18 protein-coding genes and 1 pseudogene are annotated in these 15,388 nt (G+C 64.0%); 14 read left to right on the plus strand and 5 right to left on the minus strand.

Annotated elements, in window-relative coordinates; translation table 11 throughout:
- The first annotated feature begins 233 nt into the window (after positions 1–233).
- The 6 genes from ACN0SE_RS11585 to tig all read left to right on the plus strand — a co-directional run bounded on the left by ACN0SE_RS11585 (position 234) and on the right by tig (position 5,320).
- Entirely contained in the window at positions 234–566 is a 333-nt protein-coding gene (locus ACN0SE_RS11585) for a cupin domain-containing protein (RefSeq protein ID WP_417524684.1), read from the plus strand.
- 39 nt (positions 567–605) lie between these two features.
- Positions 606–1,487, plus strand: coding sequence for an NAD(P)-dependent oxidoreductase (locus tag ACN0SE_RS11590; RefSeq protein ID WP_417524685.1), 882 nt, complete (start codon positions 606–608; stop codon positions 1,485–1,487).
- Between the two features lie 489 nt (positions 1,488–1,976).
- Complete coding sequence (locus ACN0SE_RS11595) at positions 1,977–2,657, plus strand: GntR family transcriptional regulator (protein ID WP_417524686.1); 681 nt, start codon at positions 1,977–1,979, stop codon at positions 2,655–2,657.
- Between the two features lie 189 nt (positions 2,658–2,846).
- A complete protein-coding gene (locus ACN0SE_RS11600; RefSeq protein WP_417524687.1) occupies positions 2,847–3,296 on the plus strand; it encodes a twin-arginine translocation pathway signal in 450 nt (149 codons plus the stop codon).
- Positions 3,293–3,889, plus strand: coding sequence for a ferric reductase-like transmembrane domain-containing protein (locus ACN0SE_RS11605; protein ID WP_417524688.1), 597 nt, complete (start codon positions 3,293–3,295; stop codon positions 3,887–3,889). The genes ACN0SE_RS11600 and ACN0SE_RS11605 overlap by 4 nt, the downstream gene beginning before the upstream one ends.
- Positions 3,890–3,988: 99 nt before the next feature.
- Positions 3,989–5,320, plus strand: a complete 1,332-nt coding sequence (tig, locus tag ACN0SE_RS11610) for a trigger factor (protein ID WP_417524806.1) — start codon at positions 3,989–3,991, stop codon at positions 5,318–5,320.
- Positions 5,321–5,566: 246 nt separating this feature from the next.
- Here tig and ACN0SE_RS11615 read toward each other — a convergent pair whose 3' ends face one another.
- The 5 genes from ACN0SE_RS11615 to rpsF form a co-directional block, all read right to left on the minus strand.
- Positions 5,567–5,959, minus strand: coding sequence for a DUF1801 domain-containing protein (locus ACN0SE_RS11615; RefSeq protein WP_417524689.1), 393 nt, complete (start codon positions 5,957–5,959; stop codon positions 5,567–5,569).
- A 104-nt stretch (positions 5,960–6,063) separates the two neighbouring features.
- A complete protein-coding gene (locus ACN0SE_RS11620) occupies positions 6,064–6,297 on the minus strand; it encodes a hypothetical protein (protein WP_417524690.1) in 234 nt (77 codons plus the stop codon).
- Between the two features lie 252 nt (positions 6,298–6,549).
- On the minus strand, positions 6,550–7,185 hold the full coding sequence (gene rplI / locus ACN0SE_RS11625) for a 50S ribosomal protein L9 (protein ID WP_417524691.1): 636 nt from the start codon (positions 7,183–7,185) through the stop codon (positions 6,550–6,552).
- A 12-nt stretch (positions 7,186–7,197) separates the two neighbouring features.
- Positions 7,198–7,425 carry a 30S ribosomal protein S18 gene (gene rpsR / locus ACN0SE_RS11630; protein ID WP_005982441.1) on the minus strand — a complete coding sequence of 76 codons (228 nt, stop codon included), beginning with the start codon at positions 7,423–7,425 and terminating at the stop codon, positions 7,198–7,200.
- A gap of 19 nt (positions 7,426–7,444) precedes the next feature.
- Positions 7,445–7,801, minus strand: a complete 357-nt coding sequence (gene rpsF / locus ACN0SE_RS11635) for a 30S ribosomal protein S6 (protein ID WP_417524692.1) — start codon at positions 7,799–7,801, stop codon at positions 7,445–7,447.
- A 307-nt stretch (positions 7,802–8,108) separates the two neighbouring features.
- Between rpsF and ACN0SE_RS11640 the strand changes: the two genes are divergently transcribed.
- The 8 genes and pseudogenes from ACN0SE_RS11640 to ACN0SE_RS11675 all read left to right on the plus strand — a co-directional run.
- Entirely contained in the window at positions 8,109–8,366 is a 258-nt protein-coding gene (locus ACN0SE_RS11640; protein ID WP_417524693.1) for a hypothetical protein, read from the plus strand.
- 166 nt (positions 8,367–8,532) lie between these two features.
- Positions 8,533–9,471, plus strand: a complete 939-nt coding sequence (gene fabD / locus ACN0SE_RS11645; protein WP_417524694.1) for an ACP S-malonyltransferase — start codon at positions 8,533–8,535, stop codon at positions 9,469–9,471.
- 38 nt (positions 9,472–9,509) lie between these two features.
- Positions 9,510–10,247, plus strand: a complete 738-nt coding sequence (gene fabG, locus ACN0SE_RS11650; protein WP_417524695.1) for a 3-oxoacyl-[acyl-carrier-protein] reductase — start codon at positions 9,510–9,512, stop codon at positions 10,245–10,247.
- Positions 10,248–10,464: 217 nt separating this feature from the next.
- Positions 10,465–10,704: an acyl carrier protein gene (locus ACN0SE_RS11655; RefSeq protein WP_417524696.1), complete on the plus strand. Its 240-nt coding sequence runs from the start codon at positions 10,465–10,467 to the stop codon at positions 10,702–10,704.
- Positions 10,705–10,951: 247 nt separating this feature from the next.
- Positions 10,952–12,208: a beta-ketoacyl-ACP synthase II gene (fabF, locus tag ACN0SE_RS11660; protein WP_417524697.1), complete on the plus strand. Its 1,257-nt coding sequence runs from the start codon at positions 10,952–10,954 to the stop codon at positions 12,206–12,208.
- Positions 12,209–12,213: 5 nt separating this feature from the next.
- On the plus strand, positions 12,214–13,368 hold the full coding sequence (gene mltG / locus ACN0SE_RS11665; RefSeq protein ID WP_417524698.1) for an endolytic transglycosylase MltG: 1,155 nt from the start codon (positions 12,214–12,216) through the stop codon (positions 13,366–13,368).
- 452 nt (positions 13,369–13,820) lie between these two features.
- On the plus strand, positions 13,821–14,162 hold the full coding sequence (locus tag ACN0SE_RS11670; protein WP_417524699.1) for a hypothetical protein: 342 nt from the start codon (positions 13,821–13,823) through the stop codon (positions 14,160–14,162).
- Positions 14,062–15,360, plus strand: a pseudogene (locus tag ACN0SE_RS11675) (DNA-packaging protein); the annotation flags it as partial. The gene ACN0SE_RS11670 and the pseudogene ACN0SE_RS11675, both read left to right, overlap by 101 nt.
- Positions 15,361–15,388: the final 28 nt, after the last annotated feature.

A 15,388-nucleotide genomic window follows, 5' to 3' on the forward strand; every position in this document is an offset into this window, starting at 1 on the left:
GCCAAACGCCACCGCATCGCAACCCTGCTGGTGCCCTACAAGCTCGAAGAGCCCAAGCGCATCTTCAACTTCATGGACGACCAGGGCTACGACGCAGACCTCTACTTCACCGACGCCGACGAAAATACCTTCAAGGTCGTCATCAAGAAACTCGCCAAAACCTGACGCCGGCACCGTGGTCGCAGCCCCCAAGGGGGCCGCGGCACGGGCCCTGACACGATCCGGAGACCCCCATGACCACCAAGAACTACTTTCCCGCCAGCGAAGCCCAGCGGTTCGATGCCGGCGGCGGGCTGAGCCGCAAGGTCGGTGCCTACAATGACAACGTGATGTGCGTCGAAGTGCATTTCGAGACCGGCACCGTGGCGGCCCGGCACCATCACCCGCACGAGCAGATCACCTATGTGATCTCGGGCAAGTTCGAGTTCACCGTGGGCGACGACACCTATGTCGTGACCGCCGGTGACTCGCTCTACAAGCAGCCCAACATCGAACACGGCGCGACCTGCCTCGAGAAGGGCACGCTGCTCGATATCTTCACCCCGCACCGTGAAGATTTCCTCTGATCCTGAGAACTTGAACGAATAACTTAAGGGAGAAATGGCATGTCCAAACCTGTCATCGGTTTCATCGGCCTCGGCCTCATGGGCGGCAACATGGTGGAGAACCTTCAGAAGAAGGGCTACGACCTTGTTGTCATGGACCTCAACAAGGACGCGGTCAAAGCGGTCACCGACCGTGGCAATGCCCGCGAGGCGGCCTCGGCCAGGGAACTGGCCGAAGCCAGCGACATCGTGATGCTCTGCCTGACCAAGTCGGAAGTGGTCGAGAAGGTCATCTATGCCGAGGACGGCATCCTCGCCGGCATCCGCGAAGGCAGCACGCTGATCGATTTCGGCACTTCGATCCCGGCCTCGACCCGCAAGATCGGCGCCGATCTGGCGAAAAAGGGCGTCGGCATGCTGGACGCGCCGCTGGGCCGCACCCCGGCGCATGCCAAGGACGGTCTGCTCAACATCATGGTCGGCGGCGACAAGGCGACCTTCGAGAAGGTCAAACCGGTGCTCGACGAGCAGGGCGAGAACGTCTTCTACCTGGGCGAGCTGGGCGCAGGGCACACCACCAAGCTGATCAACAACTTCATGGGCATGACCACCGTCTGCACCATGAGCCAGGCCTTTGCCGTGGCCGATCGTGCCGGTGTCGACCGCAAGCAACTTTATGACATCATGTCGACCGGGCCGTCGAATTCGCCCTTCATGGGGTTCTGCAAGAACTACGCGGTGGACGGGGTCAGCGACCTTGGCTTCTCGATCAACAACGCCAACAAGGACCTGGGCTATTTCCTGAAGATGGCGGAAGATCTGGGCACCCGGGCGGAGATTGCCGAGGGCACCTCGAACAACCTGCAGGCGGCAGTTGAAGCGGGGCTGGGCGATGGCAATGTACCGGAGATCTACGATTACTTCCGGAGCCTTGACCGCTAGAAGTTTCGCAAGAGGGCTGCGGTCGGGCTGGCGGCTGCCGTGGCGACAGCGGGGGGCTTTGCCCCCCGGACCCCCCAGCGGTATTTGGAAAGAGAAGAAGCACCGGCGGGGCGCGTTTGTGGCTCTTGTGGCGACAGTGGGGCTTGGCCTCCCGGGTTCCCCCCGGCGGTATTTGAGAAAGAGACGAAGCACTTGGAGGCGGTTTTTGCCGCTTTGAGGTTTCAGCAGTTGGCGTCGCGGGGCGTGGCCCTGGCTGGTGTGGAGGGCATCTCTGCCAGTCAAGCAAGGCGAAGGTGGCGGACGGGCGCCGGGCACCTTTGAATTGATTATTCCGTCCGAATGACTATTTAACCCCGTGACACGGCGGATCCTGCTATCATGGGCGTGCGCTTGCCTGTGTCCGGCAAGGGCCGCAGGCAAGGGCGCCGGCCTGGGTGGGAGGCGCGTTTGCAGGGGATTGGGACAAATGGGCGGACGGGGACGATTGGCATGCTGAAACTTGTGGACACTCCGGTGGCACGGACATCGACCGACGTGGTCTTCAACACGCTGTACGAGGAGATTTCCTCGCTGAAGCTGCTGCCGGGGACCAAGATGTCGGAGGCCGAGGTGGCGAGCCGCATGGGCGTGTCGCGGCAGCCGGTGCGCGATGCCTTCAACCGGTTGGGCAACATGGGGCTGCTCTTGATCCGGCCGCAGCGCGCCACCGAGGTGCGGGGCTTTTCGCTGGACGAGATCCAGAATTCGCGCTTTGTGCGCCTCGCGGTGGAGCTCGAGGTGGTCAAGGACGCCTGCACGGTCTGGGACGACGACAAGTCCGCCGCGCTCGAGGCGCATCTGGTCGAGCAGCAGGCGGTGGTGGATGCCGGTCAGAACGACCGCTTTCACGAGATGGACTATGGATTTCACCGGATGATCTGCGAGCTGGGCGGGCGGCCGCTGGCCTTTGACACCATCGAGCGCTGCAAGCAGACGGTGGACCGGCTCTGCGTGCTGAGCCTGGGCCATGAGCGCGGGCTGAGCGATGTGATCACCGATCACTACGATATCGCCAAGGCGCTGAAGGCGCGCGACGAGCAGGGGGTGCGCGACGTCATGCGGCGGCACCTGCGGCGGCTGGATGACACCATCGAGCAGATCCATTCGGCGCATGCCGAGTATTTCGAGTGATCCGCCGGCGCTCACGCAAATGTGGGCGCTGGTGTGCGGCTGAGGGGCCGTGGCTGCTTGGGATCGGGCGGCAAAACCGGTAAGCTCCGGGTGTGAGTTTACCGTTCCTGACGGGCCCGGCGTGGCCCTGTCTGACAGGAGAGTGCCATGCCCCGGTTTCAATCTCGTTTTTCCCTTTCCCGTCGCCAGATGATTGGCGCCACAGGTGCAGCCTTGGGTCTGGGGCTAGTCTCGCCGGTGCAGGCGCAGGCCGTGGCGCCCACACGGACGATGCGGGGCGGAGCCAACAACTATCGCCCCGGTGCGCCGATCGTCGAGCGGATCGGCGGTGGCGGGTTCTGGATGACCGGCACCGTCAGGCGGGCGGGCGATGGTGCGCCGCTGGCCGGGCAGCGCATTCAGATCTGGGCGCATACCACCCAAGGGCATGAACGCGATCCCCACAGCCATGGTGCGACCCTGACCGACGCGGACGGCGTCTTCCGGCTGGAGATGCCGCAGATCGTGCCGGCCTTTGGCCAGCCGCATGGGCATCTGGCCTATGACAGCGGTGACTTCGAGACGGTCTTTCTGCGCCCGGTCATGCGGAGCGCGCGGGAGACCAGCCTGGAGGCGCATTTCGTCCTGCAACCGGCTTGAGCCGGCGCGTGCGGGCGGCGCTGATCTGGGGCGGGCTGGGGCTTGTCCTCTTTCTTCCCTTGTTCGCGGCGCTGGACAGCCCGCTGCTGGCCTATCGCCGGCCGGTCTATATCGCGGCCGGGGTTGCGGGCGTGCTGGGGCTGATGGTGCTGGCGGTGCAGCCGCTGCTGGCGCGGGGCGTGCTGCCGGGGATGTCGCTGTTGCAGAGCCGGCGGGTGCATCGCTGGGCCGGCGGGGCGCTGGTGCTGGCGGTGGTGGCGCATGTGGTCGGGCTCTGGATCACCAGCCCGCCGGATGTCATCGACGTGCTGCTGCTGCGCTCGCCGACGCCGTTTTCGATCTGGGGTGTCGCGGCGATGTGGGCGCTCTTTGCCAGCGCGCTGCTGGCGGCGTTCCGCCGGAGGCTGGGGCTGCGGCTCTGGCGGCAGATCCATCGCGGGCTGGCGCTGGTGGTGACCGGCGGGACGGTGATCCATGCGCTGCAGATCGAGGGCACGATGGCGCCGCTCAGCAAGGCTGCGCTGTGCTTTTTCGCCGTCGCGGCACTGCTCTGGGCGGTGACGGCACGAAACTCTGCGCAGAGGCCCCGATGACATGCAGATCCGCCTTGCACGCTTGGACGCGGGCGCATAGAAGACCCCAGATTTGAACTAGGCGGGCTGGGACTCGCCCTTGAACTTATGGGGAATGGGATGCAGGTCACCGAGACTCTGAACGAAGGTCTGAAGCGCGGATACGCGATCACCGTCAGCGCCGCCGAACTCGAGGAAAAGGTCAACGAGAAGCTGGCCGAGGCACAGCCGGACATCGAGATGAAGGGCTTTCGCAAAGGCAAGGTCCCGATGCCGCTGCTGAAGAAGCAGTTCGGCCAGCGTCTGCTTGGCGAAGCGATGCAGGAAACCATCGACGGCGCAATGAACAAGCATTTCGAAGACAGCGGCGACAAGCCGGCGCTTCAGCCCGAGGTCAAGATGACCAACGAGGACTGGAAAGAGGGCGACGACGTCAACGTCGAGATGTCCTACGAAAAGCTGCCCGAGATCCCCGAGGTCGACCTCAAGAGCATCTCGCTCGAGAAGATGGTCGCCAAGGCCGGTGACGACGAAGTCGACGAAGCTCTGAAGAACCTCGCCGAGACCGCGCAGGACTTCAAAGCGCGCGACGAAGGTGCGGCGGCCGAGGATGGCGACCAGGTGGTGTTCGATTTCGTCGGCAAGGTCGACGGCGAAGCATTCGACGGCGGTTCGGCCGAGGATTACCCGCTGGTGCTGGGCTCCGGCTCGTTCATCCCGGGCTTCGAAGAGCAGCTGGTCGGTGTGAAAGCCGGCGAGGAAAAGGACGTGACCGTCACCTTCCCCGAGGAATATCAGGCCGAGCATCTGGCCGGCAAGGAAGCGGTCTTCTCCTGCACGATCAAGGAAGTCAAAGCGCCGGTTGCGGCAGAGCTCGACGATGAGCTGGCCAAGAAATTCGGTGCCGAGTCGCTGGACGCTCTGAAAGAGCAGATCCGTGAGCGTCTGGAAGCCGAGTACAATGGCGCGGCACGTCAGGTGACCAAGCGGGCGCTGCTCGACGCGCTGGACGAGAAGGTGAAATTCGACCTGCCGCCGACTCTGGTCGAGGCCGAAGCCAAGCAGATCGCGCACCAGCTGTGGCACGAGGAAAACCCAGAAGTTCAGGGCCACGACCACGACACCATCGAGCCGACCGAAGAGCACAACAAGCTGGCCGAACGCCGCGTGCGTCTTGGCCTGTTGCTGGCCGAGCTGGGCCAGAAGGCCGAAGTGCAGGTCTCCGATGCCGAGATGACCCAGGCGATCATGAACCAGGCACGTCAGTACCCGGGCCAGGAGCGTCAATTCTTTGAGTTCGTGCAGCAGAACCAGCAGATGCAGCAGCAGATGCGCGCGCCGATCTTTGAAGACAAGGTCGTCGACTTCATCCTGGAGCAGGCCGAGGTGACCGAGAAAGAGGTCTCCAAGGAAGAGCTGCAAAAGGCCGTCGAGGCGCTGGACGACGAATAAGCCTTCCTCAGGGAAGGGTGAGAGGCCGCCCCTTCGGGGGCGGCCTTTTTTCGTGCGGTGAGGTTTGGGGAGGGGTCATCCTCGGGCTCGACCCGAGGATCTTTTGGGGGAGTGGGCGGATGGCTGAGTCAGGTGCTTGTGCAGGGAGGTCCTCGGGGCAAGCCCGAGGATGACGAGAGGGCGCTTGTGTGGGGAGGTCTTCGGGGCGAGCCCGAGGATGACGGGGCATATTTCACACCGTCCGCATCACCCCAGCCGTTCCAGCCGGCCCTTGCGTTTGACGATGTTCTTGTAATCCCACTGGACCTCGCGTGCCTCGGCGAGCCAGAGGGCGAGGGCGGTGGGGTCGACTTCCTCCGCGGTCGTGTAGCGTTTCTCGGCGGCCTTGAAGGTGCCGGTGGGCGCGAGGCCGGGGGCCGAGAAGGACTGGCCGGACCAGAACATCAGGCGGATGCAGGACTTGAGCTGGCCGTAGCCGACGATCGGGTTGTCTGCGAGAAACCAGACCGGGTGGGCGTGCCAGATGCGGGCCTCGGCGTCGGGCAAGCCGCGGTCGATCTCTTGCTGCAACAGCTCGCAGATCCGGCGGTCGGGCTCGGAGCGGGCGGCGTTGTAATCGGCGATGGTGGCGGGTTTCATGAGCGCAGTGTAGCGCGGCCCCCTGCCGGGGCAATTGCGAAAAGGCCGCCTCGGGAGGAGAGGCGACCTTTCCGTTGGCCGGAAGCCTCCGGGGACAAGGAATTTTACCGGCCGTCGTGTCCGAACCTCTCCCGCATCAGCGCGATCACTTCGGCGATGCGGCGGGTTCTGGTGATCTCTTCCAGCGCGGTGTCGCGCGCGGTGATGATGTCTGAGTGGCTCCGCTCTGCGGCGCTCAGTGGCGCGCCGATGAGACGGAGAACACGGGCCGATGCCAACGAATAGAAGACCGCGTCCTGCGCGCGGTCTTGCAGCGTGATGCGTCGGGTCTGAACCATTTCTGTTACCTTACCTGATCGTTACTGACGGCGACAAAATTCGTTAACCTACACTGCCGTCTTGCATTTTCCGGCGCTCACTACCATTCGAGCATCGGCCCTGTCGTGTTCATCGGTGTTGTACTGCGAACCGGTGAGACCGAGCAAAGCTGCGGGCGGATAAGGTGGCTATCCTTTCAGGTGGGCGAGATAGCACAAGGCCGCGCGTCGGGGGACGCGCGGCCTTCTTTAGGATAGCGATGGGCCGAAAAATCAGCCGCGGTCTTCTTCCGGTTGGTCGTCGGAGCCGGACTCGTCCTGGACAACGTTCGACAGATCGTCGTCGTCGTCGGCAGCGGCACCGATATCGTCGAAGAGTTCGGCGATCTCGAATTCAGCTGCGGCTTCTTCTTCCGCGGCCAGTTCCTGGATCGACTTGCCCGAGGCCTGCAGTTCGGCCTCTTCGGGCGAACGTGCGACGTTGAGGTTGATGGTGGCCATCACCTCGGGGTGCAGGTGCACCTCGACTTCGTGCAGACCCAGTTCCTTGATCGGCTGACGGATCAGGACCTGTTTGCGGTCGATCGAGAAGCCTTCCTCGGTGGCGACGGTGGCCGCGTCACGGGTGGTGACCGAGCCGTAGAGCGCGCCGCCGTCGGAGGCCTGGCGAATCACGACGAACTGCTGTCCGTCGAGACGGGACGCCATGTCCTCGGCTTCTTTCTTGGTTTCCAGGTTGCGGGCTTCGAGCTGGGCTTTCTGCTCTTCGAAGGCTTCGATGTTGGCCTTCGACGCGGTCAGCGCCTTGCCCTGCAGCAGCAGGTAGTTGCGGGCGAAGCCGGGCTTGACGTCGACGACATCGCCCATCTGGCCGAGCTTGGCCACGCGTTCGAGAAGGATGACTTGCATGTGCTTTACTCCTTACTTCACGGCGTAGGGCAGAAGCGCGAGGAAGCGGGCGCGTTTGATCGCGCGGGCCAGTTCACGTTGCTTCTTGGCCGAGACGGCGGTGATGCGGGACGGCACGATCTTGCCACGCTCGGAAATGTAGCGCTGCAGGAGACGGGTGTCCTTGTAGTCGATCTTGGGTGCATTGTCGCCCGAGAAGGGGCAGACCTTGCGGCGGCGGAAAAACGGTTTTGCGGCCATGGGTTAGCTCTCCTTCGACTTAGCGGCGTTCACGACGGCGGTCTTCGCGCTCGTCACGTTTCTGCATCTGGACCGAGGGGCCTTCGACATGTTCGTCGACCTTGATGGTCAGGACGCGCATCACGTCGTCATGCAGGCGCATCAGGCGTTCCATTTCCTGCACGGCTTCCGACGGGGCGTCGGAGCGGATGTAGGCGTAGTGGCCTTTGCGGTTCTTGTTGATCTTGTAGGCCATGGTCTTGACACCCCAGTACTCGGTGTCGACGACCTTGCCGCCATTGTCGGTCAGGACCGTGCCGAAATGCTCGACGAGGCTTTCGGCCTGCGCGCCGGAGAGATCCTGGCGCGAGATGAATACATGCTCGTAAAGGGGCATGTGCACTCCATTTATATCAAGGCGCATTTCAAAGGGCGGGGCCATGTCCTTTCGCCCCCGACCCACGAGAGACTGCGCGGTTCATACGTCTTGCGAAAGGATGGCCCGATATACAGGCTTGAGCCCGGATGGCAAGGGGGCAGGGGCGGGATGCGACGCCTTGGCTGTTCCAGTCCGGTTCCCGGGCGGTCCCGTCCTGTCCCGGACCCGACAAAGCCTGCTTCATTCCGCGGCTTTACCCTGATTGTGCCCCAATCCCGCCTCTTTTGAAATCAAGTATCAGGGAAACACAAACTGGAGAAGCCCGATGACTGCCACCAACCACTTCATCACCGCCGACCGCACCTCTGGCACCGAAATCTCCGTCGGCACGATGGTTCGGTGGTTCACCCGGTTGGTTGGTCTGTCGCTTGTCATGGCCCCCTTCGGCATGTGGGTCGCCCCCAATGCCACGGCGCTGCCCGAGCTGATGCTGATGAAGCTCTGTGCCTCGTTCTTCTTTGCCCTGACCGGCGCGCATCTGCTGTATTCGGCACGCACGCCGCGGGACACCGCCGGGTACTGAACCCGCGCCACGCACGACACTTCCCCCAGGAGTGACCGGCTGTCCACCCGAGCGGTGCAGCCGGTTTTCTTTTGCTTTTCTCCGCACTGCGGCGTGGCATTGAGATTGCAGTCGGGTTTCGGGCCGCGTATCCATGGATAAAACGACGTTGCAACAGAGGGATGGTATGAGCCGCGCATTTGTATTTCCGGGACAGGGGGCGCAAACGATCGGTATGGGCAAGGCCCTCGCTGATGCCTATCCGGCGGCGCAGGCCGTCTTTGACGAGGTCGACGAAGCCCTTGGCGAGAAGCTCTCGCAGCTGATCTGGGAAGGCGATGCCGCCGATCTGACCCTGACAGAGAATGCCCAGCCGGCGCTGATGGCGACCTCGCTGGCGGTGATGCGCGCGCTCGAGGCCGAGGGCATCGATGTGACCTCGGCCGCTTATGTCGCGGGCCATTCGCTGGGCGAATATTCCGCGCTGGCGGCGGCCGGGTCGTTGAGCATCGGCGATTGCGCGCGGTTGCTGCGCACCCGTGGCAGGGCGATGCAGGCGGCGGTGCCGGTGGGCGAGGGGGCCATGGCGGCGCTTCTGGGCCTCGATCTGGCCGGGGCGCGCAAGGTCGCGGCCGAGGCGGCGCAGGGCCAGGTCTGTGCCGCAGCCAATGACAATGATCCCGGACAGGTGGTCGTCTCCGGCCACAAGGCGGCGGTGGAACGCGCGGTCGAATTGGCCAAGGCAGCCGGCGCACGGCGCGCGGTGCTGCTGCCGGTGAGCGCACCGTTCCATTGCAAGCTGATGGAGCCGGCCTCGCATGTCATGGCCGATGCGCTGGACGATGTGGTGATTCAAGAACCCAAGGTGCCGCTGGTGGCCAATGTGGTGGCCGAGGCGGTGAATGATCCTGCAACCATTCGTTCCCTGCTGGTCAACCAGATAACCGGCGCAGTGCGCTGGCGCGAGAGCGTCGAATGGATGGCGCGGCACGGTGTCACCGAGATCTGGGAGATCGGCGCAGGCAAGGCGCTGATCGGCATGGTGCGCCGGATCGACCGCGACATCGCCACGCGCAGCATCGGCACCCCCGAGGACGTGACGGCGGCAAAGGACTCGCTGGCGTGAGCGCCGGCGCTTGAGACAAGAACAAGAAGGAAGAGCGGATGTTTGATCTGAGCGGGAAATCTGCACTGGTGACCGGCGCCTCGGGCGGCATTGGCGGCGAGATTGCCAGGGCGCTGCACGGCGCCGGTGCCACCGTCGGTCTGAGCGGCACGCGCGAGGCGCCCCTGCAGGAACTGGCCGCCGAGCTGGGCGAGCGCGCGCATGTGCTGCCCTGCAACCTGAGCGACATGGCCGCGGTCGAAGCGCTGCCGAAACAGGCGATCGAGGCGATGGGCGCGGTAGATATCCTGGTCAACAACGCCGGCATCACCCGTGACAATCTGTTCATGCGGATGTCGGATGACGAATGGGACTCGGTCCTGTCGGTCAATCTCACCGCCTCGATGAAGCTCTGCAAGGGCGTGATGCGCGGCATGATGAAGGCGCGCTGGGGGCGGATCGTGAATATCTCGTCGATCGTCGGCGCCACCGGCAACCCCGGTCAGGCCAACTACGCTGCCTCGAAGGCAGGCATGATCGGCATGGGCAAATCGCTGGCCTACGAGGTCGCCAGTCGCGGCATCACCGTCAATGCCATCGCGCCCGGCTTCATCGCCACGGCGATGACCGACAAGCTGACCGACGAGCAAAAGGACAAGATCAACGTGCAGATTCCCGCGGCGCGCATGGGCACGCCCGAGGAAATCGCCGCCGCGGTTGTCTATCTGGCAAGCCCGGAAGCCGGCTATATGACCGGGGCGACGCTGCATGTGAACGGCGGAATGGCCATGATCTGACGGCATCACCGGTTCCCCCGGAAAGCGTTTGCCAATCGCTGCTCTTATGCTATAGGCGCGTGGAAATCCGGGGGGGCAGGTGCTGGCCTGGATGACCTGCTTATGCGGGGAACAGGCCAAAGGCCACTCGCCGCCTCGGGAGGGGCAAGTAAAGTTCGAACCCCTCGGGGCACGGGCAAAACAGGGCCGAAGGCCCAAGACGATGAGGATAGAAAATATGAGCGACGTCGCAGATCGCGTGAAGAAAATCGTGGTGGAACACCTCGGTGTCGAAGAGAGCAAAGTTGTCGAGAGCGCGTCGTTCATCGACGATCTCGGCGCTGACAGCCTCGACACCGTGGAACTGGTGATGGCCTTCGAAGAAGAGTTCGGCATCGAGATCCCCGATGACGCCGCCGAGAACATCCAGACCTTCGGTGACGCGGTCAAATTCATCAACGACGCGAAAGAAGCGTAAGACCGCTTTGATCCGTCGGGATTTTTCCGGAAACGGCGTGCCTGCGAAGGTGCGCCGTTTTCATTTGTTACCTTCCCGTCGGGGCAGACCCCGACGCGGCAGTGACGGGGCTTGTCATTTGCCGTTTTGCCACGCCGTGGCATAGGGTTCCGATACGCGGGGGCTTGCCCATCGGGCATTGCTTTCCCTTGCCCCTCTTCCCCCTGTCGGGGTATGAGCGTGCAACTTGTTTCAAAGGGGCAACACCATGCGCAGAGTAGTTGTGACAGGGCTTGGTCTGGTGACACCGCTGGCTTGCGGCGTCGAGGAAAGCTGGAAGGCGATTCTGGAAGGCAAATCGGGCGCGGGCACCATCACCCGGTTCGACGCCAGCCATCTGGCCACCACCTATGCCTGCGAAGTTCCGCTGGGCGACGGCACCGACGGCACCTTCAATGCCGATGACTGGATGGCGCCGAAAGAGCGCCGCAAGGTCGACGATTTCATTCTTTACGGCATCGCCGCCGCCGAGCAGGCGGTCAGGGATGCCGGCTGGACGCCTGAGGACAAGGAAAGCCTCGAGGCGACCGGCGTTCTGATCGGATCGGGCATCGGCGGGCTGAACTCGATTGCCGAGACCGCCGTTCTGATCAAGGAACGCGGCCCCCGGCGGGTGTCGCCCTTCTTCATTCCGGGCGCGCTGATCAACCTGATCTCGGGCCAGGTGAGCATTCGCTACGGTTTCAAGGGGCCGAACCATTCGGTGGTGACCGCCTGTTCGACCGGTGCCCATGCGATCGGCGATGCTGCACGGATCATCAAGGACGGCGACGCCGAGGTGATGATTGCCGGTGGCGCAGAGGCCGCGATCTCCGAGATCGGCATTGCCGGGTTCAACGCCTGCAAGGCGCTGTCGACCAAGCGTGGTGACGAGCCCGAGAAGGCCAGCCGGCCCTACGACGCGGACCGCGACGGTTTTGTCATGGGTGAGGGCGCCGGCGTTGTTGTGCTGGAAGAATACGAGCACGCCAAGGCACGCGGCGCGAAAATCTATGCCGAGGTCGTGGGTTATGGCATGTCGGGTGACGCCTATCACATCACCGCCCCGTCCGAGAACGGCGAAGGTGCAGAGCGCTGCATGAAGATGGCGCTCAAGAAGGCCGGCGTCGGTCCGTCGATGATCGATTACATCAACGCGCATGGCACTTCGACCATGGCCGACACCATCGAGCTGGGCGCGGTCGAGCGGCTGATGGGCGATGCGGCCTCGAAGGTCACCATGTCCTCGACCAAATCGGCCACCGGGCACCTGCTGGGGGCGGCCGGCGCGATCGAGGCGATCTTTTCGATCCTCGCGATCCGCGATCAGGTGGCGCCGCCGACCATCAACCTCGACAATCCGGCGGTGGAGACCAAGGTCGACCTGGCGCCGAACGCCAAGCGTGAGCGCGAGATCAACTACGCGCTGTCGAACTCCTTTGGCTTCGGCGGCACCAACGCTTCGGTCATCTTCAAGAAGGTCTGAATTTCATGTGGCGAAGCATCGCCTCGAATGCCCTGAGCTTCTTTGTCGTGGCCATTTTCCTGGCTGGCGGCGCGTTGCTCTGGGCTCAGGGGGAATACACGGCCGAGGGGCCGCTCGACGCGCCGATCTGTCTCAAGGTCGAGCGCGGATCGAGCTTTTCGCGGGTCTCGCGGCAACTGGCCGAGCAGGGCGCGATCAAGAGCGGGTTCCTGTTTCGCGTGGGCGCCGATTATGCCGACAAGACCAATGATCTGAAGGCGGGGTCCTTTCTCGTGCCAGAGGGCGCGAGCATGGCCGAGATCGTTGACACGGTCACCCGTGGCGGCGCCAGCACCTGTGGCACCGAGATCGTCTATCGGATCGGTGTGAACCGGGCGACCGCCGAGGTGCGCGAGCTCGACCCCGAGACGCAACGCTTTGTCGAACTGGCGAAATTCACGCCCGGTGAGGACGAGGTGCCGGAGGATTACACCCGCGTGCGCAATGCCGGCGACACCCGCTACCGGCTTGCCCTGGCCGAGGGGGTGACCAGTTGGCAGGTGGTCGAGGAGATGAAGGCGCTGGATGTGCTCGAGGGCGAGGTTGCCGCGCTGCCGCCGGAGGGCTCGCTGGCGCCTGACAGCTACGAGCTGAGGGTGGGGCAGACCCGTGCCTCGATCATCGAGGAGATGCAGCGGCGTCAGAAGGCGATCATTGCCGAGGCCTGGGCCAACCGGTCCGACGGGTTGCCGCTGAAGACGCCGGAGGAGATGCTGACCCTTGCCTCGATCATCGAGAAGGAGACCGGCGTGGCCGGCGAACGGCGGATGGTGGCGAGTGTCTTCGTCAACCGTCTGAACGAAGGCATGCGGCTGCAGACCGACCCGACGGTGATCTATGGCATCACCGAGGGCAAGGGCGTGCTGGGCCGGGGCCTGCGGCAGAGCGAGCTGCGCCGTGAGACGCCCTACAACACCTATGTCATCAACGGCTTGCCGCCGGGACCGATTGCCAACCCGGGCGCGGCGGCGATCGAAGCGGCGGTGAACCCGGAGGACACGAACTTTCTGTTCTTCGTGGCGGACGGGACCGGGGGCCATGCCTTTGCCGAGACATTGGCCGAGCATAACCGGAACGTTGCCAAATGGCGGCAGATCGAGGCCGAGCGCAGCGGGAACTGATTGCTGGTTTCGATGGAGTTGAGAGGCAGGCCTTCGGGCCTGCCTTTTGCGTTTGAGGTGAGTGCGAGCCGTGCATTGGCGGTGCGCGCGGTGGCGATCAGACGGGGGTTCTCGGGCGCTTTATTGTGGACGTGTTCGGACGAACGATGAGCGGCGCGACTACGTCGGCCAAATCGCCGCCGCGTGGGGGCGCGACATGCCAGAGGCATGCCTCTGGCATGACTATGCGCGGCGGCCTGTGGCCTTGATCCCGCGCGGGGCGGTACGCAACGGTTTCGGAAAACGATTAGGTAACAAAGCGTTAACCCGGTTTTCCTTGACTTCTGGGACGGTCTCTCCTATAAGTTGTGACATGCTGGAAGACATGGGCAAGCGGCCCCCGGGGACACCCGGGCGGCCGCTTTTTCGTGTCGCTCGTGCGGAGGCAATCCCAGCATGGAAGGTCAGTAGCAATGACACTCATCACCCCGAAACAGGACATCGACCGGCTCGAAGGCAGATTTCTGGTGGTTCGGGAAAGCCTCGAAGAGTTCGAGGCTGCGCTGAGAGACCTGAAGCAACAGGTCCGCAGCGGGGAGGTCACGGCATTGAAGGACGCCGGCAAGACACTCGCGGAGATCCGCGGCTGGATGAAGCTGGCAATGGAAACGGAGGCGCAACTTGCTGAATATGCACGAAAAGAAGCTGCCATTGATGGCGCATACGGACTCGACCTCGACAAGGCCCGATCTGAGATCGGGTGCCGTCTTGCTAAGTTGCGCAAGTGCTGCGGTGCAGGACGCGTTTCTGGATAGCCTTGGTGAGGGAGAGCTTCTGGCTCTCCCTTTCCTGTTCGAGTTCTGGGCGCATCCGCACCAGCTTCCGCCTGAGGGCGATTGGCGGTCTTGGGTGGTGCTGGGCGGGCGCGGTGCCGGCAAGACGCGGGCCGGGGCCGAATGGGTGCGCGACATGGTCGAAGGCGCGCGGCCGCGCGATCCGGGCCGGTCGCAGAGGGTGGCGCTGGTGGGCGAAACCTATGACCAGGTGCGTGACGTGATGATCTTTGGCGACAGCGGAATCCTGGCCTGTTCGCCGCCGGACCGCACGCCGAAGTGGGAAGCCAGCAAGCGGCGGCTGGTCTGGCCCAATGGCGCGGAGGCCAAGACGTTTTCGGCCAATGACCCCGAGGCGCTGCGCGGGCCGCAGTTTGACGCGGCCTGGGTCGATGAATTGGCGAAATGGCCTAATGGTGAAGAGACCTGGGACATGCTGCAGTTTGCCTTGCGGCTGGGCGAGGACCCGAGGGTCTGTGTGACGACGACGCCGCGCAATGCCGAGGCGCTGAAAAAGCTGCTGGTCTCGCCCTCGACGGTGGTGACGCGGGCACCGACCGAGGCCAACCGGGCGCATCTGGCCGAGAGCTTCTTGACCGAGGTGCGGGCGCGCTACAAGAATCCGCGGCTGGCACGACAGGAGCTGGACGGCGAGATTCTGACCGACGTCGAGGGTGCGCTCTGGACGCATGAGCTGTTGGACAGCTGCCGGGGCGGCAAGGTGCCGGAGCTCGACCGGATTGTCGTGGCGGTCGATCCGCCGGTGAGCGGGCACGCGGGCTCGGACGCCTGCGGCATCATCGTTGCGGGGGTCAGGATGCAGGGGCCAGTGCAGGAGTGGCAGGTCCATGTGCTGGAGGATGCCAGCGTCGAAGCGGCCAGCCCCAAGACCTGGGCCGAGCGGGTGGTCCGGGCCTATCACGAGCATCAGGCCGACAGGATCGTGGCCGAGGTCAACCAGGGCGGGGCGCTGGTCGAGAGCGTGATCCGGCAGGAGGATGGCGCTGTGGCCTATGCGTTGGTGCATGCCAGCCGGGGCAAGGTGGCACGCGCCGAGCCGGTGGCAGCGCTGTACGAGCAGGGTCGGGTCTTTCATGCCGAGGGCATGGCCGCGCTTGAGGAGCAGATGTGCCTGATGGCACTGAGGGGCTTTCAGGGGAAGGGCAGCCCCGAGCAGCTGCTCTCCGGCGCCAACCTCTGCGCCATCG

The organism is Marinovum sp., from assembly GCF_048263515.1.
Taxonomy (GTDB): Bacteria; Pseudomonadota; Alphaproteobacteria; order Rhodobacterales; family Rhodobacteraceae; genus Marinovum.